The sequence below is a fragment of the Mesorhizobium sp. FG116 genome (assembly GCF_057809835.1).
The window spans coordinates 247,956-268,685 of sequence record NZ_JBMDKS010000003.1 but is presented as its reverse complement, the minus strand read 5'-3'; the positions used below and the strand labels follow the sequence as shown (position 1 = coordinate 268,685).

The following is a 20,730-nucleotide window of genomic DNA, read 5'->3' as shown; positions in this document are numbered from 1 at the left end:
CTCATCCGCCTTCACTTCGTTCAGGCACCTTCTCCCACAAGGGGAGAAGGGAGGGCGAGCGACGCAGCTCTCCGGCGTCATCCCGGAAGCGAGCCGAGCGAAGTGAGGCGATGCTGTCCGGGATCCATTCCGTGAAGTTGGGGCAATCAAAAACCGAACCGGAAGTCCCTCGGACAGCCCCACCCAGTTCAATGCGTCGTCAGCCCCTCGGGCTTCGGCCCGCCATAGGCCCAGTCGAGCAGCTTGACGGTGTGCACCACCGGCAGATCCGCCGCCGATGCGATCTGGGTGATGCAGCCGATATTGCCGGTCGCGACGACCGCCGCACCGGTCGCCTTGATGTTCTTCACCTTGCGGTCGCGCAGCCGAGCCGAAATCTCAGGCTGCATGATATTGTAGGTGCCGGCCGAGCCGCAGCACAAATGCCCCTCGCGCGGTTCCTTGACCACAAAGCCGGCCTTGGCGAGCAGCGCTTTTGGCTGGCGGATGATCTTCTGCCCATGCTGCATCGAGCAGGCCGAATGATAGGCGACCACCGTGCCGGGCTTTTGCTTCGGCTCCGGCAGGTCGAGCGTGTCGAGATATTCCGTCACGTCCTTGGCCAGCGCCGAAACCCGTGCAGCCTTTTGCGCATAGGCCGGATCAAGTCGCAGCATATAGCCATAGTCCTTGATCGTCGTGCCGCAGCCCGACGCGGTGATCAGGATAGCGTCCAGGCCGCCCGTCTCGATCTCGCGTGTCCATACGTCAACGTTGCGGCGGGCGAAATCCAGCGCCTCGTCCTCGCGGCCCATATGATGAACCAGCGCCCCGCAACAGCCCTCGCCCTGCGGCACCACCACCTCGACGCCGAGGCGATTGAGCAGCGAGATCGTCGCCTCGTTGATGCCGGGGTCGAGCACCGGCTGGGCGCAGCCAGTGAGGATCGCGACGCGCCCACGCTGCGCCGCTCCCTTGGCACTGTGCGTGCCCGGCTTCGCCATCGCCGACTGGGCCGGCACCGTTGCCGGCGCAAGCTTCAGCATCGCCGTCAGCGGCTTCAGCGCGGCGACGCTCCCGAACAGGCCGGCGAACGGCCTGCCGAGCTTCGCCAGTTTGAGCGCGGTGCGGAAGCGCGCCGGATATGGCAGCACGAAGGCAAGCACGGCACGGATCAGCCGGTCCGCCAGTGGCCGCTTGTAGGTCTTTTCGATATGCGCGCGGGCATGGTCGACCAGATGCATGTAGTGGACGCCGGACGGGCAGGTCGTCATGCAGGCGAGGCAAGACAGGCAGCGGTCGATATGGGTGACGATCTCCTTGTCGGCGGCCCGACCTCCTTCCAGCATGTCCTTGATCAGGTAGATGCGGCCACGCGGGCTGTCGAGTTCGTTGCCGAGCGTGACATAGGTCGGGCAGGTCGCCGTGCAGAAGCCGCAATGCACGCACGCGCGCAGGATCTTCTCCGCTTCCGCGACATGCGGATCGGCAAGCTGGGCGAGCGAGAAATTGGTCTGCACGTCGGGTGCCTCTGGCTGGTGCAATTCCGGGAAAAGCGGGATGCGGTTTTCCATCCGGAATTGCGCAAAAAATGTTGGTCTCAGGTTCCGAGGAACCAGCTTGTCGGGTTCTTGATCGGTTCGTTGCGTTGCACCGCCTGCAATCCGATCAGGCAGCGCGCGATGATCCAGATGGCAACCGCCAGCATCAGCACGACGCCGATTGCGGCGACGATCAGCACCGCCGAGATCAGCGCGTAGGTAAGCCCGATCCAGAAGGTGCGGATCAGGAACGTGTAGTGGGTCTCGACCATGCCGCCGGCCTTGCCACGGTTGATGTAGGCCATCACCACGCCGACGATTGCCGTGATGCCGACGACGAAGCAGGCGAGGTAGAGGAAGTAGATCACCTGCGCGTTGGTCGAACCTGGCTCCAGCCAGCGGTCGGTCTTGCGCGGCGCAGTCGGGTCGGTGTCGCTCATGTCGATGCTCCTTCTGTTGCTGCATCGACTTTAACAGATACGCCGCCCGCCATCATGCGGCCCGGGTTGAGGATGTGGTTCGGATCGAACTCGGCCTTGAGGCGAGCAGAGAGCGCCGCAAGCGCAGGTGGCTGCGGCTGGAATACGGACATAGCCGCGCGATAGGCCGGTGCGGCTCGCACCAGCGTCGCGTGGCCGCCGCCGAATTTCTTGACCAGTGCGCGCACCAGCTCGGCCTCCGGGTCGCCGGCGGCCATGGCCAGCCAGATCAATCCGCCCTGCCAGTCGTAGAAGGCTTCGACCGCCGCCTGCATGCGCAGCGCCATCACCATGTGATGCCCGTCGGCAGGAGCCATAGAAATGCGCCACACCGGCGTGTCGCTGCCGTTAGCAAACGGGATGCAGTCGCGAACCTCCCGCCATAGCGCCTGCGAGGCGGCGCCCGTGATTTCCTCCAGCGGCCCGGCGTTCTTCAACAGGTCCTTCAGCTTGTTGATGCGGTAGGCGACCGATGGGCCGAACCCCTCGACCCTGAGCAGCGTCGCGCCGTCGCTGCCGAGCTTGCCGCCGGCAACACGTGTCACCGCCGGATAAGGCAGATGCGCTGCGCTCGAAACTTCCGCGCTCGACCCGAGCGCAAGCGCCATCGCCACGGCAGCGTTGTCGTCGAGCAGGCCGCGCACCGCAAGTGTGGTCTCGGTTTCCGCCGTGGGCAGCACCTTGAAGGTCACGTCGGTCGCCACAGCCAGCGTGCCCCAGCTATTGGCCATCACCTTGGAAAGGTCGTAGCCGGTCACGTTCTTCACCACGCGCCCGCCCGACTTGAAGGCTTCGCCCCGTCCGGAAACCGCATGGATGCCGAGGATGTGGTCGCGCGCCGCACCGGCCTTCAGCCGGCGTGGCCCGGAGAGATTGGCGGCAAGCACCCCGCCGATCGTGCCCTTGCCGGGCGCTTGCCCGAGCAGCGGGCCATAGTCCATCGGTTCGAAGGCGAGCTGCTGGTTGTTCTTGGCCAAAAGCGTCTCGATCTCGGCAAGCGGCGTTCCGGCCCCGGCCGAAAGCACCAGCTCCGCCGGCTCGTAAAGCGTAACGCCACTCAGCTTCGACAGGTCCAGCGTGTGTTCGCTCTGCGACGGCCGGCCGATGCCGCGCTTCGAACCATGCCCGATGGTCTCCAGCGGAGCCTGCTCGCCAGCCGCCCACTGGACGGTCGAAATCACGTCTTCGGCATGTTCGGGGGTGAAAGTGGTCATCCCTCAAAACCTCGGAATATCGGGAAATGCCACCTGCCCGCGATGGACATGCATGCGGCCAAGCTCGGCGCAGCGGCGCAGTTGCGGGAACACCTTGCCGGGATTGAGCAGGTGGTTGGGATCGAAAGCGCATTTGACCCGCATCTGCTGGTCGAGGTCGGTCTGGTTGAACATCTCCGGCATCAGGTCGCGTTTCTCGACACCGACGCCATGCTCGCCGGTCAATACGCCGCCAACCTTGACGCACAGCCGCAGGATGTCGGACCCGAAGGCTTCCGCCTTGTCCAGATCGCCCGGGATATTGGCGTCGTAGAGGATCAGCGGATGCAAATTGCCGTCGCCGGCGTGGAAAACATTGGCGACGCGTAGGCCATATTGCTCGGAAAGCTCGCGCATGCCGGCCAGAACGCGCGGCAGTTCCTTGCGCGGAATGGTGCCGTCCATGCAGTAATAGTCCGGCGAAATGCGGCCGACAGCCGGGAACGCTGCCTTGCGTCCGGCCCAGAATGTCAGCCGCTCCTGTTCGCTTTGCGAGATGCGGCAGGTCGTCGAGCCATTGTCGATAGCGATCTTCTCGACCAGCCCGATGAGGTGGTCGACCTCGACCGCTGGGCCGTCCAGTTCCACGATCAAAAGCGCTTCGCAATCGAGCGGATAGCCGGCATGGACGAAATCCTCGGCCGCATGGATCGCAGGCCGGTCCATCATCTCCATGCCGCCGGGAATGATGCCGGCGCCGATGATGTCGGCAACGCACTGGCCGCCCTGCTCGCTGGTTGGGAAGGCGATCAGCAGCGCGCGTGCCGTTTCCGGCTTCTTGAGAATACGCACCGTGACCTCGGTGACCACGCCGAGCAGACCTTCGGAACCCGTCATCACGCCAAGCAGGTCATAACCTTCCGAATCCAGATGTCTGCCGCCCAGTCGCACCACCTCGCCGTCCATCAGCACCATCTCGATGCCGAGCACGTTGTTCGCCGTCAGCCCGTATTTCAGGCAATGCACGCCGCCGGAGTTTTCCGCGACATTGCCGCCGATCGAGCAGGCGATCTGGGAGGATGGATCGGGGGCGTAATAAAAGCCCTCCTGCTCGACGGCGGTGGTGATGCCAAGATTGGTGACGCCGGGCTGCGCCACCACGGTGCGGTTGGGAAAATCGATCTCCAGGATGCGGTTGAAGCGGCTCATCACCAGAAGTACCGCGTCCTCCAGCGGCAGCGCGCCGCCGGAGAGCGACGTGCCCGAACCGCGCGGCACCACGCGAATGTTGCGCTCGTTGCAGTATTTCAGGACGCGTGACACCTGCGCCACCGTTTCCGGCAGCACCACCACCAGCGGTAGTTGCCGGTAGGCGGTCAGGCCGTCGCTCTCGAAGGCGCGCATTTCGTTGGTGGTATCGACCACGCCTTCGCCGGGTACGATGATGCGCATGTCGGCGACGATCTCGGCGCGCCGGCCAAGTGTCGCTGCATCGGGTTTCGGCATCGCCAGGCCGGTCATTGGCAGTCCCTATCAGTACTGGTAAAAAGCCTTTACCAGTTTGAATGCCTGCTTGCAAATTGTGCTTTGGTGGAGTTTTGGCGCACGACGCGCTTGAAATTCCGCAGCGTCAATCTGACGCTGCGGACCATCGAAATGGCGGGTAATGCCTATTCGCTGGCGGACTTGCCGTGCTCGGAATGATGATGACGGATACGGCGTACCGCCCACCAGACGAGAAGCAATGCCACCGGCACGGCAGCAGCGGTGACCACTTCGGGCGCAAAGGCGTGGCCGAACAGCGACGCGCCCTTGGCAAGATAGCTGATCAGACCGACGACATAGTAGGAAACGGCGGCGACCGACAGGCCCTCGACCGTCTGTTGCAGGCGCAGTTGCAGGCGGGCGCGGTTGTTCATTGAGGCGAGCAGGTCGCGGTTCTGCTTTTCGACCTCGACATCGACCCATGTGCGCAGCAGCGTGGTGGCGCGCGTCAGCTTGCGCGACAGATTGGCTTGCCTTTCCTCGACCGAACGACAGGTGCGCATGGCTGGAGCGACGCGCCTTTGCAGGAAGCCGCCCCAGGTGTCGTATCCGGGCACGGCTTGTTCATCGAGCGCTTCCAGCCTTTCGCGCACGATGCCGTCATAGGCACGGCTGGCCCCGAAGCGGTACAGGCTGGAGGCCGCATCCGCTTCCAGTTCCGCAGCAAGTTCCGTGAGGTCGGCAAGCAGCGTCTGGCTGTCGCGGGTCTCGGCGTCCTTCATTTCCCGCGTGATCACCGCCAAACGGTCCTCGATGCGGCGCACCCTGCCCGACAGTGAGAGCGCCAGCGGCAGGCCCAGCATGGCAAGCGTGCGGTAGGTCTCGATGTCGATCAGCCGTTGCGACAGCGCGCCCGTCCGTGCCGGCGTCAGGCCCCGGTCCAGCACGAGTATGCGGGTCAGGCCGTCGCCATCCTGTCGGAAATCGGTCACGATGGCGGCATTGCCCCGTTCCACCAGCGAATAGCACAGGCTGGTCGGGTCGAAGCCGGCGATCAGCTTCTCGCTTGCCGGCGTCCATTTGCGGATTTCGAGCCTGATGCCGGAAATCACTGTTCCCGGCGGCGAAAAGCCGTTGCCGAACGGCGAATCTTCCTGCGCCTTGCCGGCCTCGGACAGCGGACCTTCCCACAGATATGTCGAGAATTCCGTATGGCGTTCCCAGCGCAGCGTGCCCTTGCCCCAATTCATGGCATGGTGGCGGGCTTGCCGGTCGGGAGCTGCGATGCCAAGCCGGCGCGACAGTTCCGACAGCACGGCATGGTCGACGCTCGATCCGCCTTCGGTCATGAAGGAGAGTTGCACCAGCACGCGTGGCTTCTCGACCAGCGGATGCGGGCGGGAATGGACCTCGCCAAGCGCACCTGGCCGGCCTTCGTGCGCAGGAAACCCCATGACGGACCCCGTTGGGCGCGGCTTGAATTCCAGGTTCGATGGATCGTCCGACACGGTGGGGCCCCTAGGTCGTAGTGACGAATGCGCGCTTTTAAGCAACGCGTCCCTCTAGTGCCAAACCTGGGTCGACGCAAACAAGAACTTGCCCTGCATCGCCACATCGTTCGCAGCCGGAACCTCGCCGGGCAAGCCAAATTGGATAAATTATTTGACCACTATGGGCGGTTGCCTTAATGCTGGGCTCTACAGGCTCTTTCGTTGGGCACTTCGTTGACGGACATTTTTTCAAGGATCGAACATTCGCGCACTGCCGACGAGGTGGTGCAGCAGATCGAGATCCTTATTCTGGAAGGCGTTCTGCGCACCGGCGACCGCTTGCCGGGCGAGCGCGAACTGGCAAAGCAGTTCGAGGTGTCGCGGCCCATCCTGCGCGACGCGCTGAAACTGCTTGAGGCACGCGGGCTTCTCATCACCCGCCACGGCGGCGGCACCCATGTCGCCGACGTCATCGGGCAGGTATTTTCAAAACCGGTGATCGAGCTGATTTCCAGCCATCGCAAGGCCGCCGCGGATTATCTTGAGTATCGTCGCGAGATCGAGGGCGTCGCCGCCGAATACGCCGCGCGACGGGCCACCGCTGACGACCTCGCCCTTCTCGATGCAATCATCGCCCGCATGGACGAGGCGCATCGCAGCGGCGACTTCGTCGATGAAGCGCAAGTCGACGTCGAGTTCCACCACGCCGTCGGCGAGTGTGCACACAACATCATCCTGCTGCACACGCTGCGTTCCTGCTACCGGCTGTTGTCGGAAGACGTTTTCCAGAACCGTCTCACCGTTTTCGCACTGCCTGGCGCGCGTGAAAAACTTTTAGCGCAGCATCATGACATTCATGATGCGATCAGGGCCGGCGACCCCGCCGCTGCCCGCAAGGCCGCGATGGACCACATCACCTATGTCGAGCGCGCCGCAAACGAGGCGGAGCGTCATGGTGACTGGCAGCGTGTGTCGCGGCTGAGGCTACGGCAACGCTCCGACGTCAACGACACCTGACCGGCTCTCCGGCCCGATTTCAACCACCATCGCTTTTTCTTGATTGGAACATCCATGGGCGAAATCCTCACGATAGACGATCTCAAGCAGCGCGCTCAGCGGCGTGTACCGAAGATGTTCTTCGACTACGCCGATTCCGGCGCGTGGACTGAAAGCACCTATCGCGCCAACGAGGAAGATTTCGGCAAGATCAAGCTGCGCCAGCGCGTGCTGGTCGACATGACCAACCGCTCGCTAGAAACCACCATGCTGGGCGAGAAGGTTTCGATGCCGGTTGCACTGGCCCCGACCGGCCTGACCGGTATGCAGCATGCCGACGGCGAGATGCTGGCCGCACAGGCGGCAGAAGAATTCGGCGTGCCGTTTACACTTTCGACGATGAGCATCTGCTCGATCGAGGACGTTGCGGCGGTCACTAAGAAGCCGTTCTGGTTCCAGCTTTATGTCATGCGCGACCGCGACTTCGTCTACAATCTGATCGACCGCGCCAAGGCGGCGAAATGTTCGGCGCTGGTTCTTACGCTTGACCTGCAGATCCTCGGGCAGCGGCACAAGGACCTGCGCAACGGCCTGTCCGCGCCGCCCAAGTTTACGCCCAAGCATATCTGGCAGATGGCGACGCGGCCAGCTTGGTGCCTTGGCATGCTCGGCACCCAACGGCGCACCTTCCGCAACATTGTCGGCCACGCCAAGGGGGTCGGCGACCTTGCCTCGCTGTCGTCATGGACCAGCGAACAATTCGATCCGCAACTGTCGTGGAGCGACGTCGAGTGGATCAAGCAGCGTTGGGGCGGCAAGCTGATCCTCAAGGGCGTTCTCGACAATGAAGACGCCGTCATGGCGGCCAAGACCGGGGCGGATGCCATCATCGTCTCCAATCATGGTGGCCGTCAGCTCGACGGGGCGCCGTCCTCCATCTCGGTCCTGGAAGACATAGCCACAGCCGTGGGCGACAAGCTCGAAGTGTTCATGGATGGCGGCATCCGCTCCGGCCAGGATGTGCTGAAGGCGCTCTGCCTCGGCGCCAAGGGCACTTTCATCGGCCGTCCGTTCCTCTACGGCCTGGGCGCCGGCGGCAAAAAGGGCGTCACAACAACACTGGAAATCATCCGCAAGGAACTCGATACGACATTGGCGTTGTGCGGAAAGCGCGACATAAGGGACGCTGGCAAGAACCTTCTTCATCGGTGACCCTGGAGAACGCGTGACGGAAACCGGCATTCACTTCAACGAGTCGAAATCTCCGCAAGGCATGCGCCTTTATGCGATCGGCGATATCCACGGCCGGCTCGACTTGCTTGAGATCATGCATCGCCATATCGCGATTGAATTGGCGGCGGATCCGTCGTCGGATTGGCGTATCGTTCACCTTGGCGACTATGTCGATCGGGGGCCGGATTCGAAGGGTGTCCTCGATTTTCTGATCGCGGCGAGGGCACGCGATCCGCGTAATGTGATGCTGGCCGGCAACCATGATGTGGGCTTCGTCGATTTCATGGAAAATTCAGACCCCAATGGCCTCTTCATGACATTCGGCGGAATTGAGACAGCGCTTTCATACGGCATCAGTATGCAGCGCAAGGGGTTCTTCAAAAGCGCGGAACGCGCGGTGCAGGAAGGCCACGCGGCGCTTGTGGAAGCGGTGCCCGCCTCGCATCTTGATGCCTTGCGCGCTTTGCCGCGTTCATTCGAGGCCGGCGACTTCTTCTTCTGCCACGCAGGCATCAGGCCGGGCATTCCGCTCGCCGATCAACTGGAACATGACCTGATCTGGATACGTGGCGAGTTCCACGCACATGCGGCGCTCTATCCGAAGGTTATCGTGCACGGCCACACGCCCGTCACAGACGTCGATGTGCGGGCAAACCGCGTCAACGTCGACACCGGGGCTTACAACACAGGAAAGCTCAGCGCGCTCGCCGTTGACGGCGCGTCAAAAAATATCCTGACAGTGACGGAAGCAGGTGTTGTTCAGCGCAGCGTGGCGGTTACGCCGTAGCCGTCCACTGCGTTGTGGTCATTGGCTGCGTCGGCGGCGTAGATGCCGAGGCCACCGAATACGATTGCCGACAGCATGGCGAAGGTCAGGAGGGCTGCTTTCACGGATGTCATCTCAGATTGAGCCTTCCGAACGTCTTGCATGGACAGGTTACCGTTGCGTTGAAACGCGTAATTTTCTGAAAAGTTTCGTGACTGAAAGTTCGGCAGTCGCCATATTCCGGCTCTGTGTTGCCGATTGGTGACAGCGGCATCGCCAGCCCCGGCAGCGACGTCGGCGGGCTTCTAGCGCTACCGATGCACACAAGCCAAGGTGGAAAATTTCAATCCACAGCGGATTCGAAAGCGCGTGCCAAAATTGTCACTAGCGGCCCGCTCAGGATAGAAAATCCGCCCGCTTCCGGCCTGAAAAACCGTGACGTTTTTTCAGATCGCAGCAACCCATGCGCGCGCGATCGTTAGCCCTGCCGCGTCGGCTTGTGGGCCGTGCTGCGCCATCTCTTCGTCCAGCCGTCCGGCCCAACCGGGCTGCTTGGTGGCGATCAGTTCCGCGAAGCTTTCGCTCCACTGCCGCACCATCGGTCGGTCCGCCTCGAAGTGGAACTGGAAGCCGTAGGTAGCGCGGCCAATGCGGAACGCCTGGTTGCCGGTGACAGAGCTGGCGGCCAACCGTACAGCGTCCGGCGGCATCGAAAATGTGTCGTCATGCCATTGGAAGGTTGGAAACCTCTCCGGCAGTTCGCTCAGCACGCCGTCTTCGCTTGCTTCTTCGGTCAGCGAAACTTCCTGCCAGCCGAATTCGGTCGAACCTCCAATCCGGTTGTGCCCGCCAAAGGCCCGCGCGATCAGTTGGCTGCCAAGGCAGATGCCAAGCACGGCACGGTCCCTGGCCTCGAAGTCACGGATCAGATCGAGCAACGCCGGGAAATAGGGATAGGCTTGGTCTGCCAGCGCGTTCTGCCCACCGCCAAGTACCACCAGCGCATGATGGTCGCGGGAATCGCCGGGTAGCGCATCACCGAGATAAGGCTTGCACAGGTCGATCTCGCCCCCAACCTCTGCGATTGCCGCGCCGACTTGGCCAAGGCTGGTATTCTCGTAATTCTCGACGACAAGTACCCGCATCGAAACCCCGCCGTTCAGCCAATACGATGACAATGACGGTGCTTGCGTTATCATGTCGGCGGCGGATCAGCCAATAACCGGCTGGATGTAGAAATCGGAAAAAGCACTATGCCACTGCAGAACCGGGTCGATCCGTTCGGCTCGATCCATGCCGTCCCGGACCGAGGGCTGTTCACCGGCAATCGCGGCATCATCCACGACCCCGGCACCAGGACGCTGTTGAAGAAGCGTTGGGCATTGCATGCGTGGATCATCTGCGTATGCGAATTCCGCAACGTCCAACGCATACCGATGGGCCGCAATCGGCCGGGCGGCCCCGGCGAACCTGACAAAGCCGGTTGGACAGAACTGTTCTTCCTCGACGAGGTCACGGCGTTTGCCGCCGGTCATCGCCCCTGCTTCTACTGTCGCCGCGAGCGGGCCAAGGATTTCGTCGACCGCTTTGGCGAGGCATTCAAGATTGACGAGCCTCGTGCCCCGCAGCTCGACCAGCGCTTGCACAAGGAACGGCTGGCGTCGGGAGGAAAGCTGGTGCCGACTACTGCCGCACAACTTTCGGCCTTGCCGGAGGGCACGATGGTGACAGACGGGGCAGGCTGCTACGCCTTGCGCGGTGGCGCTGCCCTGCGCTGGTCCTTCGCCGGCTATGACAAGCCTGTCATTCCTGCCAGCCTGTCTGGCCGGCCTCTGCATCTACTCACCCCTGCGGCCACGCTGGCGGTGCTTCGGCTTGGCTACCGGCCTGTCTGGCATCCGTCCGCACCCGCTTGACGCTCAGCTCAGGCTGCCGCATGTCTGGCCGATGCGCGCAAATTACCGACTGCAACGCCTGTTCGTGCCGAACGACCTGTCTGCCGGAGCCGAGTTCGAGGCCGATCCGCAGCAGAGCCACTATCTTGCTCACGTCCTGCGCCTTGCAGACGGAGCCGAGCTTCTGTTGTTCAACGGGCGCGACGGTGAATGGTCGGCTTCGGTTGCCGGCAAGACGAAGAAGGCGGTACGCCTTGCCGTCGGCACCTTGCAGCGACCGCAGCCGCCTTTGCCTGATCTGGTCTACTGCTTCGCGCCGCTGAAACAGGGACGGCTCGATTACCTTGTACAGAAGGCCGTCGAGATGGGCGCGGGCGTCCTGCAGCCGATCATCACCCAGCACACGCAGGTGCCGAAGCTTGGAATCGACCGGCTGCAGGCCAATGTGGTCGAGGCCGCCGAGCAGTGCGGCATCCTTGCCATTCCCGAGGTGCGCCAAGCAGAAAAGCTCGAACGCGTGCTGGCTGGCTGGGATGTCGGGCGACGGCTGGTCTTTTGCGACGAGGATGCCTCCACCAACAATCCGATGCCGGCGCTGAAGAACATTTCGGAACGGAAACTTGCCCTTCTGGTCGGCCCCGAAGGCGGCTTTTCCGAAGAAGAGCGCAAAATGTTGCGGGCCTTGCCGTTCGTGACGGCAATTCCGCTCGGACCGCGCATCCTGCGTGCCGATACGGCGGCGGTTGCAGCACTTGCCGTCATCCAGGCCAGCATCGGCGACTGGTAAAACTGTCAGGCTTTCGCCGTCTCACGCGCCTTCGGCCGGCTTCGCTTGCGCGAAAGGCGGTTCGCCGTAGCCTTCAAGGGCACGGCCTTCTTGTCGGAAAGACCTGAAATCACGGCTTCGGCAATAGACTCAGCGACGAAATCCGCATTGACGGCTTCTGCTGTCAGCGGCTTGCCGTCGTCATCCTCGAGACGAGGAAGCAGGATGCCGACACGCAGCCCGCGCTTGGCCCGCTTCAGGCGGCGCACGGCGTAGCGGGCATGCGCGGCCGACCTCGAATTGAGAAAGGCGACAATTGCAGTATCGGCGTTCTTGAGGTCGAGCATGGCGACATTGCCGGGTTCCAGCGCAGCATGGCTTGCGCTGGTGGCAATCGCGCCTTGCACTTCCAGCACCTGAGCCAGCATCGCGGCGGCGGCATCGTCGATCTCGCCGCGCCCGCCGAGGCAAAGCAGTGTCCTGCCCTCGCCGTCGGGTAGGTCGGGCGTTTCGTCTTCCTCTGCCTGTTCGTCGAGCAGATCCGGCTCCTCCTTGGAAGCAGGCTCGTCTTCCTCCTCGCCCTCCTCCTCTTGCGCCACTTCCTCCAGGTTGGAAACGAGCGCTTGCGCGCTGGCGGCCAGCTTGCGACGTTGCTCGTCGGACATCACGCCTCGCTGGCGGTCCTGTTCGCCAAGCTGCAGGGCCGGAATGCCGATCCGGTCGTAGTAGTCGACCAGATAACGGTCCTCGAGAAATTCCTCGGCATTGTCCGTCGCCTCGTCCGGATCACCGGCCAGCAGGCGTTGGTAAAGCCGTGTATGCGGCTCCAGCACCGGTTCGTTGCCTAACAGCACGTCCAGAAACGCAAATTGCGGCACGTGACGTCCGAGCACCACAAGGCACACGGTCAACGGCGTCGACAGGATCAGGCCGAGCGGTCCCCACAGCCATGTCCAGAAGATCGCCGACACGATGATCGCCAACGGCGACAGGCCGGTGCGCGAGCCGTAAAGCCACGGCTCGACGATATTGTTGATGATGAGTTCCATCACGATGAACAGCGCAGCCGTCCAAAGCACCAGTGACCATCCCGGCGCGATGGCCAGCGCCAGAAGCAAGGGCAACAGCATGGCGATGGCTGGGCCGATATAGGGTACGAAGCGCAACACCAGCCCCAGCAAACCCCAGAGCGGCGCATTGGGAATGCCGATCAGCCACAATCCTATGGCAACGGGCACCGCGTAGCTGGTGTTCACCACCAATTGCATCAGCAGGTAGCGTCCCACCCGCTTGCCGGCATCCTGCAGCGCCTCGGTGGTGCGATGAAGGTCGCTATAGCCGACAAGCCGGATGAAGCGGTCGCGAAGGTCCTCGCGTTCCAGAAGCATGAAGATGACGACCACGATGATGAGACCGGCCGTGGCAAAGGGGCTGGCCAGCGGCACGATCACGTTCTTAAGCGTGTCGATGGTGGTCTGCCGCGTCACGATCTCGACCGGCATCGGCTTTTGCGGTTCGGTTTCCGCAGCCGTTGCGCTCTGCTGTTGCGTTCCCTTCTCCAGCTCGGCGCCGACACGTTCGACCGCGCCGCTCAGCCGTTCAATGATGCCGCCATTGGCGCCCATCTCTTTTAGCGAACGGACCTTTTCAAGAATGTTGGTCTGGTAGGTGGGGATGTTCTGGGCGACTGTGGTCACCTGCGATGCGACCACGAAGGAAAACAGCCCGATCGCCATGAATGCTAGCGCCACTGTGAGAATGACGGCCGGTATCTTGGGAAGCGACCGTTTGCGCAGCGCCGACACCATCGGCGCCAGCGCAAAAGTCAGCAGGAAAGCGACAGCGAGCGGTAAAAAGACCTCCCGACCCAGGTAAAGCACGGCGGTAACGCCAACCAGCGTGAACGCCGTCGGTATGACGGGCCGCACCATGTCGGCATTGTCTGCCGAGCCGGACCCGCTCCGTGCAGGCCTGTCGCGCGCATCGTCCGTGGCAGCCATGAAAGCCCCTCTCGCCAGTGCAATCACGCCGGCAACTGTGCGTGACGATAGTCTGTTTCCCGGGAAGACGCGACTGCAGGCATCGCATCGGTGCGGTCATCTCGAAAATGCCGGCGGGGCTGCAAGGTTCCGGTCCAGCGCCAGTTTGACAGGACGCAACGATCAAACCTTGCTGCCGGTGTCTCTATTCGCTGGATGGCTGGCGCGCAGACGCGGTACCTAAGTGAAGTTTCCTTGAGGCGACGCTTAATAGTTTTTGCTTGATCGGCCACTGACATATCGTCCAAGTAGCGCGGCGATTTTCCCCAATCGCCTCCGAAGAGGTTTTCATGGCGCGCGACACCACCGATTTCAGGCCGATAGAGGGCGTAGACGAACTGGTTGCCTATCTGGCGGCCGGCTGCAAGGCGCGTGACAAATGGCGCATCGGCACGGAGCACGAGAAGTTCCCCTTCTATGTCGACGGCAACGCGCCAGTCCCTTACGGCGGCGAACGCGGCATTCGCGCAATTTTGGAAGGCATGCAGCAGAAACTCGGCTGGGATCCCATAATCGACGCCGGCCGTATAATCGGCCTTGTCGAACCGACGGGTCAGGGCGCGATTTCGCTGGAGCCGGGTGGTCAGTTCGAGCTTTCCGGCGCGCCGCTGGAAAACATCCACCAGACCTGCCGCGAGGGCAACGCCCACTTGTCGCAAGTCCGCGAGATCGCCGAACCGCTCGGCATCCGCTTCCTCGGCCTCGGTGGCAGTCCGAAATGGACGCTGGCCGAGACGCCGAAAATGCCCAAGTCGCGTTACGAGATCATGACACGCTACATGCCCAAGGTCGGCACCAAGGGCCTCGACATGATGTACCGCACCTGCACTATCCAGGTGAACCTCGACTTCGAGAGCGAAGCCGATATGCGCCGAAAGATGCAGGTGTCGCTCAAGCTGCAACCCTTGTCGACGGCGCTTTTTGCCAATTCGCCGTTCACCAACGGCAAGCCGAACGGCATGCAAAGCTGGCGCGGCGATATCTGGCGCGACACCGACAACCAACGCGCCGGCATGCTGGAATTCTGCTTCTCGCCGGATTTCGGCTTTGCCGACTACGTGGAATGGGCACTCGACGCGCCGATGTATTTCGTCATCCGCGAAGGCGAATATCGCGACATGACGCATATGACCTTCCGCCAGTTCATGGCCGGTGCCGCCCGAAACGAAATTCCGGACGGCATGCCGACCATGGGTGACTGGGCGAACCACCTCTCCACGCTTTTCCCCGATGTGCGGCTGAAGCGGTTCCTCGAAATGCGTGGCGCCGATGGCGGACCGTGGCGTCGCATCTGTGCGCTGCCCGCCTTCTGGGTCGGCCTGCTCTACGACGACGAGGCGCTGGATGCGGCTGAAAGCTTGACCGCAAGCTGGAGCTATCAGGAAGTTCTGGCGATGCGCGACGCCGTGCCTGAAATGGGTATCTCCGCGCCGTTCCGAAACGCCACCTTGCGAGAGCTTGGCCGCGATGTGCTTGCCATTTCCAGGATTGGCCTCAAGAACCGCGCCAGGCTAAATCGCGACGGCTATGACGAAACTTCGTTCTTGCAGACGCTCGACGAAGTGGTCAGTCGCGGTACGACCAGCGCCGAGGAGATGCTTTCCGCCTACCACACTCGTTGGGGCGGCTCGATCGAGCCGGCTTTCCTGGAGTACGCTTACTAGTCCGAGCTGAGATTTAAGTTCGCGCTCTGGTGGAAATCGCTTCAACAGGGGCGGGAAAACCTCTAGCTTTCCTCTCCGGCGAAGTTTTTCGAGGAGACGGACATGCTGAACCTGTTTGACATGCTGAACCAGGCCCAGAACGGTCAGGGCATGGATATGCTGGCCCGGCAGTTCAATCTTTCTCGCCAGCAGGCAGACCTCGCGGTCGAGGCGCTTCTGCCGGCCTTCTCGCAAGGGTTGAAGCGCAACACTTCGGACCCCTATGGCCTTGGCGGCTTCCTCAACGCGATGGCGAGCGGCCAGCACGCCAAATATTTCGAGGACGCCAGCCGGGCCTTCTCGCCGCAGGGGGTCGACGAGGGCAATGGCATATTGGGCCATCTGTTCGGCTCGAAAGATCTCTCGCGCGCCGTAGCAGCCCAAGCAGCCCAAGCCACCGGCATCGGGCAGCAATTATTGCAGCAGATGCTGCCGGTCATCGCCTCGATGGTCATGGGTGGGTTGTTCAAGCAATCGACAAACCAGATGCAAGCTGGCGGCTTCGGTGGCGGCAACAATCCGCTCGGCCAGATCATCGAGGAGATGATGAAGCAGTCCGGTGGTCTGGGTGGCGGCCAGGCGGCTCCGCAACGGCGCGCGCCGCAGCCCTCGCAACAGGCCGACAACCCGTTCGGCAACAATCCGCTTGGTGACACGCCTTTCGGAAAGGTGTTGCAGGACATGTTTGGCGGTGGTGCGCAGCAAGCCCCGCAGGGCAGGGTCCAACAGCCGCAGAATCCACTTGGCGACAATCCGTGGGGCAAGGTGCTGCAGGACATGTTTGGCGGCGGACAGCCACAACAACAAACAGAGCCGCAACGGCGGGCCTCGCCTGAACCGCAGGTAAAGAAAAACCCGTACGACGATATTTTCGGACAGATGTTCGAGACTGGCCGCCAGCAACGCGACGACTACCAGAAGGGCGTCGAATCGGTCTTCGATCAGTTTCTGCGCGGCATGGACCGCAACAGGTAGCCACCAGTGAAAATGCCCGGTCCGCGAAGGACCGGGCAATGATGCAGGCGGCCGGAAGGGAAACCGGCGGGGAGTGGGGGAGCCTGCAGTAGAACTAGATGCGTTCGAGACGATCCGAGGCAATTGCTCTAAGCTTCACCGTCGGATCTGTGCCGAACGCGCCATCGATGGCGACGTGAAGGTCAGCGCGGGTCAGCCCGATATCGGCAAGTTCGGCGTCGGACATCTCGCCAAGACGATAGAACGCACGGCGGTTTTTCCACGCCTTGTAGAAATTGACGACAGCATTTCCCACGCGCGTCGCAATGGCTGGACGCGTGGAGATGCGTGAAGCTTCGGCGGCGAAATCATACGCGGTCATGTCAGTTTCCTTCAGTCTAGGACACACGAACCCGGTCGTTTGGCGCGGGAGGTCGCCAGACGTCGGTTCGATTCACATGCCTTCATGTGGACGATATCTATTTGCCGCCGGGCAATTGATTAATCCAACGAATGTTTCTAATCTTTATCATCAATCATGGTGATGGGTTAGAAGATGAAAGCTCCCCTTGATCTCGACCAGTTGCAGACATTCATCTCGATTGCCGATACCGGCAGCTTCACCCGCGCGGCGGAAGAAGTGCATCGAACCCAGTCGGCGGTGTCGATGCAGATGCGCCGCCTCGAGGAGCGCATCGGCAAGCCGCTGTTCGAAAAGGACGGCCGCACCAACAAGTTGACCGAGGAGGGCGAGAGGTTGCTCGCCTATGCGCGTCGATTGATTCACCTCAATCGTGAAACGCTTGCGGCTTTCGACGACCGCCGCCTGGAAGGCACCATCCGCATCGGCACTCCCGACGACTATGCCGATCGTTTTCTGCCTGAGATCATGGCGCGCTTCGCCCGTTCCAATCCCCGCGTCGAACTGACCGTCATCTGCGAACCGACCCCCGGGCTGGTCGAACACCTCAGACGCGGCAATCTCGATATTGCGCTGGTCACCCACAACGACGCCCGCGGCCAGTCGGAGGTGGTGCGGCGCGAGCCGCTTTTGTGGGTAAGCTCGGTCAATCATGCCACGCATGAGCAGGAAGTGCTCCCGATGGCCTTTGGCCGTCCGAACTGCATCTGGCGGCGCGCCGCCTGCGATGTGCTCGATGGAATGAACCGCGAGTACCGAATCCTGTTCACCAGCTTCTCCGCCACCGTCATCACCGCGGCAGTCCTGTCAGGCCTGGCCATTTCGGTGCTGCCGGAATGCGCCCTGCGGCCCGGCATGCGGGTGCTGAGTGAAGCGGATGGGTTCGGCGCGCTGCCCGATTGTCGCATCGGCATCATGCGCGGCCAGACCGATCAGCCCGAGATCGTCGATGCGTTGGCACGCCACATTGCCGAAAGCCTCGACAACATCTCCGTGCCATCTGGAGAAGAAACGGGAAGTTTCGACTTTGCTTCGCTTGCCTTTACCCGCATGAAGCGGACGCGCCCGAACCAGGTTCTGCCCGGCTGGTAGGCCGCAGAAGTTCTGCATTACGGCTTGCCGGTACGGATCACCAGCACATTGCCGATGGCGACGAAGACGAGTCCGGCAAGGGCGTAGGCGCTCCACTGATAGCCTTCCAGCACGGTCGAGACTAGCAGCGCAAAGATCGGAAACATCACTGTCGCATAGCCTGCCCGCGCCGGTCCGATACGCGAAAGCAACGTGAGGTAGGCGGAAAACGCGATCACCGTCGAGATCACGGCGAGGAACAGCAGCGAGGCGATGTAGGATACCGTGGGTTCGATAATGAAGGGTCGACCCAAAAGCAGGGCAAGCAACGCCGACCACAGCGTGCCGTAGACCATACCCCAGGCGCTCATCGGAATGAGTGGCAGGCCTTTGCGCAGGCCGGCTGCGGAAATCTGGTTGCCGATGCAAAAGCAAAGTGTTCCCGCAACGCACAGCAAGAGCCCGATCATGGTGTTGCCTGACAAGCCGTGAGCGGTGATTTCCGGCAGGAACATCAGGGCAATGCCGCAAAATCCGAGGATGCCGCCTGCCAGAACGCGCGGCGAGGGTCGTTCGCGCAGCGCAATCGCTGCCAGCATTATGTTGACAACCGAGGCCAACGAAAACACCACCGACAAAAGTCCGCTGACCAGATAGCCGGCACCATAGTAGAAAAACAGGAAGTTGGAAGAGAACAGCAATATGCCGAGCGCCGCGAAGCGGGCGTGGTCGCGCAGCGGAAAGTGGATGCGCCGCCCCGAGAAAACCACCCATGCAATCATCAGCGCCGTCGCGATGGCGAAACGCCAGACAAGATTGACCTCGTTCGGCACAGTGCCGACCTGCAAGCGGATGGCGAACCACGATACGCTCCAGGCAATGACCGTCAGGACATAGAGGCCGTAGTCGCGTGGCTCGAATGAGCGCTCGCCCGAGTTGCGAACTGGGCTTGCCGGGATCGGCGTGTCGATGGATTGCGACTGGATCGTCATGCGATAGGCTCCTTGGCGGCGAAGCGGTAGGCCTGCGCGGAGCGGGCGTCCATCATATTCTTTTCATCGATCGATTGAACGAAACGATGGGTGGCAGGGAAGTCTTGACCGGCACGGCCAAACGCGCCCCTATCCCCTCATGAGCGAAACGGGTCCCGAATCACGCACCAACGCTGCCGAATACACGGTGAGCGAAATCTCAGGCGCGCTGAAGCGCACGGTCGAAGATGTCTTCGGCAATGTGCGGGTGCGCGGCGAGATTTCCGGCTATCGCGGGCCGCATTCGTCGGGCCATGCCTATTTCGCGTTGAAGGACGACCGCGCCAAGCTGGATGCCGTCGTGTGGAAAGGCACGATGAGCCGGCTGAAGTTCCGTCCCGAGGAAGGGATGGAGGTCATCGCAACCGGCAAGCTCACCACCTATCCCGGCAAATCGAACTACCAGATCGTCATCGACAATCTGGAGCCGGCCGGCGCAGGCGCGCTGATGGCTTTGCTGGAAGAACGCAAGCGCCGTTTGCAGGCAGAAGGCCTGTTCGACCCCGCGCGCAAGCAGCTTCTGCCCTATATGCCGCGTATCATCGGCGTCATCACCTCGCCCACCGGCGCGGTCATCCGCGACATCCTGCATCGCATCAAGGACCGCTTCCCGCTGCATGTCATCGTCTGGCCGGTGCGCGTACAGGGCGAAACGGCTGGGGCGGAAGTCGCGGCGGCGGTCGAAGGCTTCAACGCGCTACCCTTCGACGGTCCTATCCGTCAACCGGACCTTCTGATCGTGGCGCGTGGCGGCGGCAGTCTCGAAGACCTGTGGGGGTTCAACGACGAGGGCCTGTCGCGCGCTGTTGCCGCCTCGAATATCCCGGTCATCTCCGCGGTTGGCCACGAGACGGACTGGACGCTTGTCGACTATGCCGCCGATGTACGCGCGCCGACGCCGACGGGCGCTGCCGAAATCGCCGTTCCGGTCAAGGCCGAACTGGAGGCGACGTTGGCGGCACTTGCCTCACGGCTGCGCACATCCATGTCGCGCGGCCTCGACCGCGACCGTAGCGCAGTACGCGCCGCTGCCCGCGCCCTGCCGTCGCCCGACCAGTTGCTGGCCTTGCCCCGTCGCCGCTTCGACGAGGCCGAGAACCGTCTCGGCCGCGCGCTGGAAGTCGGCGTCGAGCGCAAGCGCGCTCGGCTGTCCTCGCTCAGGCTTTCGCCGGCAACACTGGCCCGGCGCGTCAGCGAGGCGCGCACGCTGGTTGGGCGCGACCTTGCTCGCATACAGGCTGCATTCTCGTCGACCGTGCGCGAGCGCCGCGCCCGGTTTATGCGCACGGCGGCACGCCTTGTGCCGGACCAGATCGCGCGTCGACAGAAGCAGCAGGCCGAGCTGCTCGCAAGCGTCGCTCGGCGTGGCGATCAGGCCATGTCCGTTCGTCTCGATCGCTTGCGGGCGCGTCTGATACAGGCCGACCGCTTGCTTGCCACGCTGAAATTGTCCGAACAGGCTATCCTCGAGCGCGGCTATGCGCTCGTGCTTGACGATAGCGGCAAGCTGGTCAAGCGCGCGGCGGAGGTGGAGGCCGGGCAGGCTCTCGAACTGCGCTTTTCCGACGGCAGCACCTACGCAACGGCATCGGGCGCTGCCGCGCCCGAGTCACAACCCAAGCCGAAACCTGCGCCTAAGCCGAAGCCAGCGGGTGATCAGGGCTCGCTGTTTTAGCGGCGTTCGTCCC

Annotated in this window: 19 protein-coding genes; 9 read left to right on the top strand and 10 right to left on the bottom strand. The window is 62.5% G+C overall.

Annotated elements, in window-relative coordinates:
- Positions 1-188: 188 nt before the first annotated feature.
- The 5 genes from glcF to ACODTY_RS04920 all read right to left on the bottom strand — a co-directional run bounded on the left by glcF (position 189) and on the right by ACODTY_RS04920 (position 6,185).
- Entirely contained in the window at positions 189-1,499 is a 1,311-nt protein-coding gene (glcF, locus tag ACODTY_RS04940; RefSeq protein WP_488993177.1) for a glycolate oxidase subunit GlcF, read from the bottom strand.
- Positions 1,500-1,579: 80 nt separating this feature from the next.
- Entirely contained in the window at positions 1,580-1,960 is a 381-nt protein-coding gene (locus ACODTY_RS04935) for a DUF4870 family protein (protein WP_488993160.1), read from the bottom strand.
- Positions 1,957-3,213: an FAD-binding protein gene (locus tag ACODTY_RS04930; protein ID WP_488993159.1), complete on the bottom strand. Its 1,257-nt coding sequence runs from the start codon at positions 3,211-3,213 to the stop codon at positions 1,957-1,959. Before ACODTY_RS04930 ends, ACODTY_RS04935 begins: the two co-directional genes overlap by 4 nt.
- 3 nt (positions 3,214-3,216) lie before the next feature.
- Positions 3,217-4,713 carry an FAD-linked oxidase C-terminal domain-containing protein gene (locus ACODTY_RS04925; protein WP_488993158.1) on the bottom strand — a complete coding sequence of 499 codons (1,497 nt, stop codon included), beginning with the start codon at positions 4,711-4,713 and terminating at the stop codon, positions 3,217-3,219.
- Positions 4,714-4,862: 149 nt separating this feature from the next.
- Positions 4,863-6,185, bottom strand: coding sequence for a DUF3422 family protein (locus ACODTY_RS04920; protein WP_488993157.1), 1,323 nt, complete (start codon positions 6,183-6,185; stop codon positions 4,863-4,865).
- Between the two features lie 216 nt (positions 6,186-6,401).
- Between ACODTY_RS04920 and ACODTY_RS04915 the strand changes: the two genes are divergently transcribed.
- The 3 genes from ACODTY_RS04915 to ACODTY_RS04905 are packed head-to-tail and all read left to right on the top strand — an operon-like array spanning position 6,402 to position 9,183.
- Positions 6,402-7,184: an FCD domain-containing protein gene (locus ACODTY_RS04915; protein WP_488993156.1), complete on the top strand. Its 783-nt coding sequence runs from the start codon at positions 6,402-6,404 to the stop codon at positions 7,182-7,184.
- 54 nt (positions 7,185-7,238) lie between these two features.
- A complete protein-coding gene (locus ACODTY_RS04910) occupies positions 7,239-8,375 on the top strand; it encodes an alpha-hydroxy acid oxidase (protein ID WP_488993155.1) in 1,137 nt (378 codons plus the stop codon).
- Positions 8,376-8,388: 13 nt separating this feature from the next.
- A complete protein-coding gene (locus ACODTY_RS04905; protein ID WP_488993154.1) occupies positions 8,389-9,183 on the top strand; it encodes a metallophosphoesterase family protein in 795 nt (264 codons plus the stop codon).
- Here the strand turns inward: ACODTY_RS04905 and ACODTY_RS04900 are convergent.
- Positions 9,156-9,287, bottom strand: coding sequence for a hypothetical protein (locus tag ACODTY_RS04900; RefSeq protein WP_488993178.1), 132 nt, complete (start codon positions 9,285-9,287; stop codon positions 9,156-9,158). The two genes, ACODTY_RS04905 and ACODTY_RS04900, sit on opposite strands and share 28 nt — an antisense overlap.
- Before the next feature lie 321 nt (positions 9,288-9,608).
- Complete coding sequence (locus tag ACODTY_RS04895) at positions 9,609-10,307, bottom strand: type 1 glutamine amidotransferase (protein ID WP_488993153.1); 699 nt, start codon at positions 10,305-10,307, stop codon at positions 9,609-9,611.
- 108 nt (positions 10,308-10,415) lie between these two features.
- On the opposite strand from ACODTY_RS04895, the gene ACODTY_RS04890 reads away from it, so the two are divergent.
- Positions 10,416-11,078, top strand: coding sequence for a hypothetical protein (locus tag ACODTY_RS04890; protein WP_488993152.1), 663 nt, complete (start codon positions 10,416-10,418; stop codon positions 11,076-11,078).
- A gap of 31 nt (positions 11,079-11,109) precedes the next feature.
- Positions 11,110-11,844, top strand: coding sequence for a 16S rRNA (uracil(1498)-N(3))-methyltransferase (locus tag ACODTY_RS04885; protein ID WP_488993176.1), 735 nt, complete (start codon positions 11,110-11,112; stop codon positions 11,842-11,844).
- 5 nt (positions 11,845-11,849) lie between these two features.
- Here ACODTY_RS04885 and ACODTY_RS04880 read toward each other — a convergent pair whose 3' ends face one another.
- Positions 11,850-13,754 carry an AI-2E family transporter gene (locus tag ACODTY_RS04880; RefSeq protein ID WP_488993175.1) on the bottom strand — a complete coding sequence of 635 codons (1,905 nt, stop codon included), beginning with the start codon at positions 13,752-13,754 and terminating at the stop codon, positions 11,850-11,852.
- Between the two features lie 398 nt (positions 13,755-14,152).
- Here ACODTY_RS04880 and ACODTY_RS04875 point away from each other — a divergent pair, with 398 nt between their 5' ends.
- Together ACODTY_RS04875 and ACODTY_RS04870 are read left to right on the top strand one after the other, a co-directional pair.
- A complete protein-coding gene (locus ACODTY_RS04875; RefSeq protein WP_488993151.1) occupies positions 14,153-15,526 on the top strand; it encodes a glutamate--cysteine ligase in 1,374 nt (457 codons plus the stop codon).
- Between the two features lie 102 nt (positions 15,527-15,628).
- A complete protein-coding gene (locus tag ACODTY_RS04870; protein ID WP_488993150.1) occupies positions 15,629-16,540 on the top strand; it encodes a DUF937 domain-containing protein in 912 nt (303 codons plus the stop codon).
- A 94-nt stretch (positions 16,541-16,634) separates the two neighbouring features.
- Here the strand turns inward: ACODTY_RS04870 and ACODTY_RS04865 are convergent, their stop codons facing one another.
- Positions 16,635-16,901, bottom strand: a complete 267-nt coding sequence (locus ACODTY_RS04865; protein WP_488993149.1) for a DUF1127 domain-containing protein — start codon at positions 16,899-16,901, stop codon at positions 16,635-16,637.
- A gap of 174 nt (positions 16,902-17,075) precedes the next feature.
- Between ACODTY_RS04865 and ACODTY_RS04860 the strand changes: the two genes are divergently transcribed.
- Complete coding sequence (locus ACODTY_RS04860; protein WP_488993148.1) at positions 17,076-18,032, top strand: LysR substrate-binding domain-containing protein; 957 nt, start codon at positions 17,076-17,078, stop codon at positions 18,030-18,032.
- A gap of 17 nt (positions 18,033-18,049) precedes the next feature.
- Here ACODTY_RS04860 and ACODTY_RS04855 read toward each other — a convergent pair whose 3' ends face one another.
- The gene (locus ACODTY_RS04855) at positions 18,050-19,003 is read right to left on the bottom strand and encodes a DMT family transporter (RefSeq protein WP_488993147.1); all 954 of its coding nucleotides are present in this window, start codon (positions 19,001-19,003) and stop codon (positions 18,050-18,052) included.
- Between the two features lie 139 nt (positions 19,004-19,142).
- On the opposite strand from ACODTY_RS04855, the gene xseA reads away from it, so the two are divergent.
- A complete protein-coding gene (gene xseA / locus ACODTY_RS04850; protein ID WP_488993146.1) occupies positions 19,143-20,717 on the top strand; it encodes an exodeoxyribonuclease VII large subunit in 1,575 nt (524 codons plus the stop codon).
- Positions 20,718-20,730 lie beyond the last annotated feature (13 nt).

Excerpts from the sequence above, each read along its gene's own strand:
- ACODTY_RS04935 (WP_488993160.1), bottom strand. The coding sequence starts at position 1,960 with ATGAGCGACACCGACCCGACTGCGCCGCGCAAGACCGACCGCTGGCTG.
- ACODTY_RS04930 (WP_488993159.1), bottom strand. The coding sequence starts at position 3,213 with ATGACCACTTTCACCCCCGAACATGCCGAAGACGTGATTTCGACCGTC.
- ACODTY_RS04925 (WP_488993158.1), bottom strand. The coding sequence starts at position 4,713 with ATGACCGGCCTGGCGATGCCGAAACCCGATGCAGCGACACTTGGCCGG.
- ACODTY_RS04910 (WP_488993155.1), top strand. The coding sequence starts at position 7,239 with ATGGGCGAAATCCTCACGATAGACGATCTCAAGCAGCGCGCTCAGCGG.
- ACODTY_RS04895 (WP_488993153.1), bottom strand. The coding sequence starts at position 10,307 with ATGCGGGTACTTGTCGTCGAGAATTACGAGAATACCAGCCTTGGCCAA.
- ACODTY_RS04890 (WP_488993152.1), top strand. The coding sequence starts at position 10,416 with ATGCCACTGCAGAACCGGGTCGATCCGTTCGGCTCGATCCATGCCGTC.
- ACODTY_RS04885 (WP_488993176.1), top strand. The coding sequence starts at position 11,110 with ATGCGCGCAAATTACCGACTGCAACGCCTGTTCGTGCCGAACGACCTG.
- ACODTY_RS04880 (WP_488993175.1), bottom strand. The coding sequence starts at position 13,754 with ATGGTGCGGCCCGTCATACCGACGGCGTTCACGCTGGTTGGCGTTACC.
- ACODTY_RS04875 (WP_488993151.1), top strand. The coding sequence starts at position 14,153 with ATGGCGCGCGACACCACCGATTTCAGGCCGATAGAGGGCGTAGACGAA.
- ACODTY_RS04870 (WP_488993150.1), top strand. The coding sequence starts at position 15,629 with ATGCTGAACCTGTTTGACATGCTGAACCAGGCCCAGAACGGTCAGGGC.
- ACODTY_RS04865 (WP_488993149.1), bottom strand. The coding sequence starts at position 16,901 with ATGACCGCGTATGATTTCGCCGCCGAAGCTTCACGCATCTCCACGCGT.
- ACODTY_RS04860 (WP_488993148.1), top strand. The coding sequence starts at position 17,076 with ATGAAAGCTCCCCTTGATCTCGACCAGTTGCAGACATTCATCTCGATT.
- ACODTY_RS04855 (WP_488993147.1), bottom strand. The coding sequence starts at position 19,003 with ATGACGATCCAGTCGCAATCCATCGACACGCCGATCCCGGCAAGCCCA.
- xseA (WP_488993146.1), top strand. The coding sequence starts at position 19,143 with ATGAGCGAAACGGGTCCCGAATCACGCACCAACGCTGCCGAATACACG.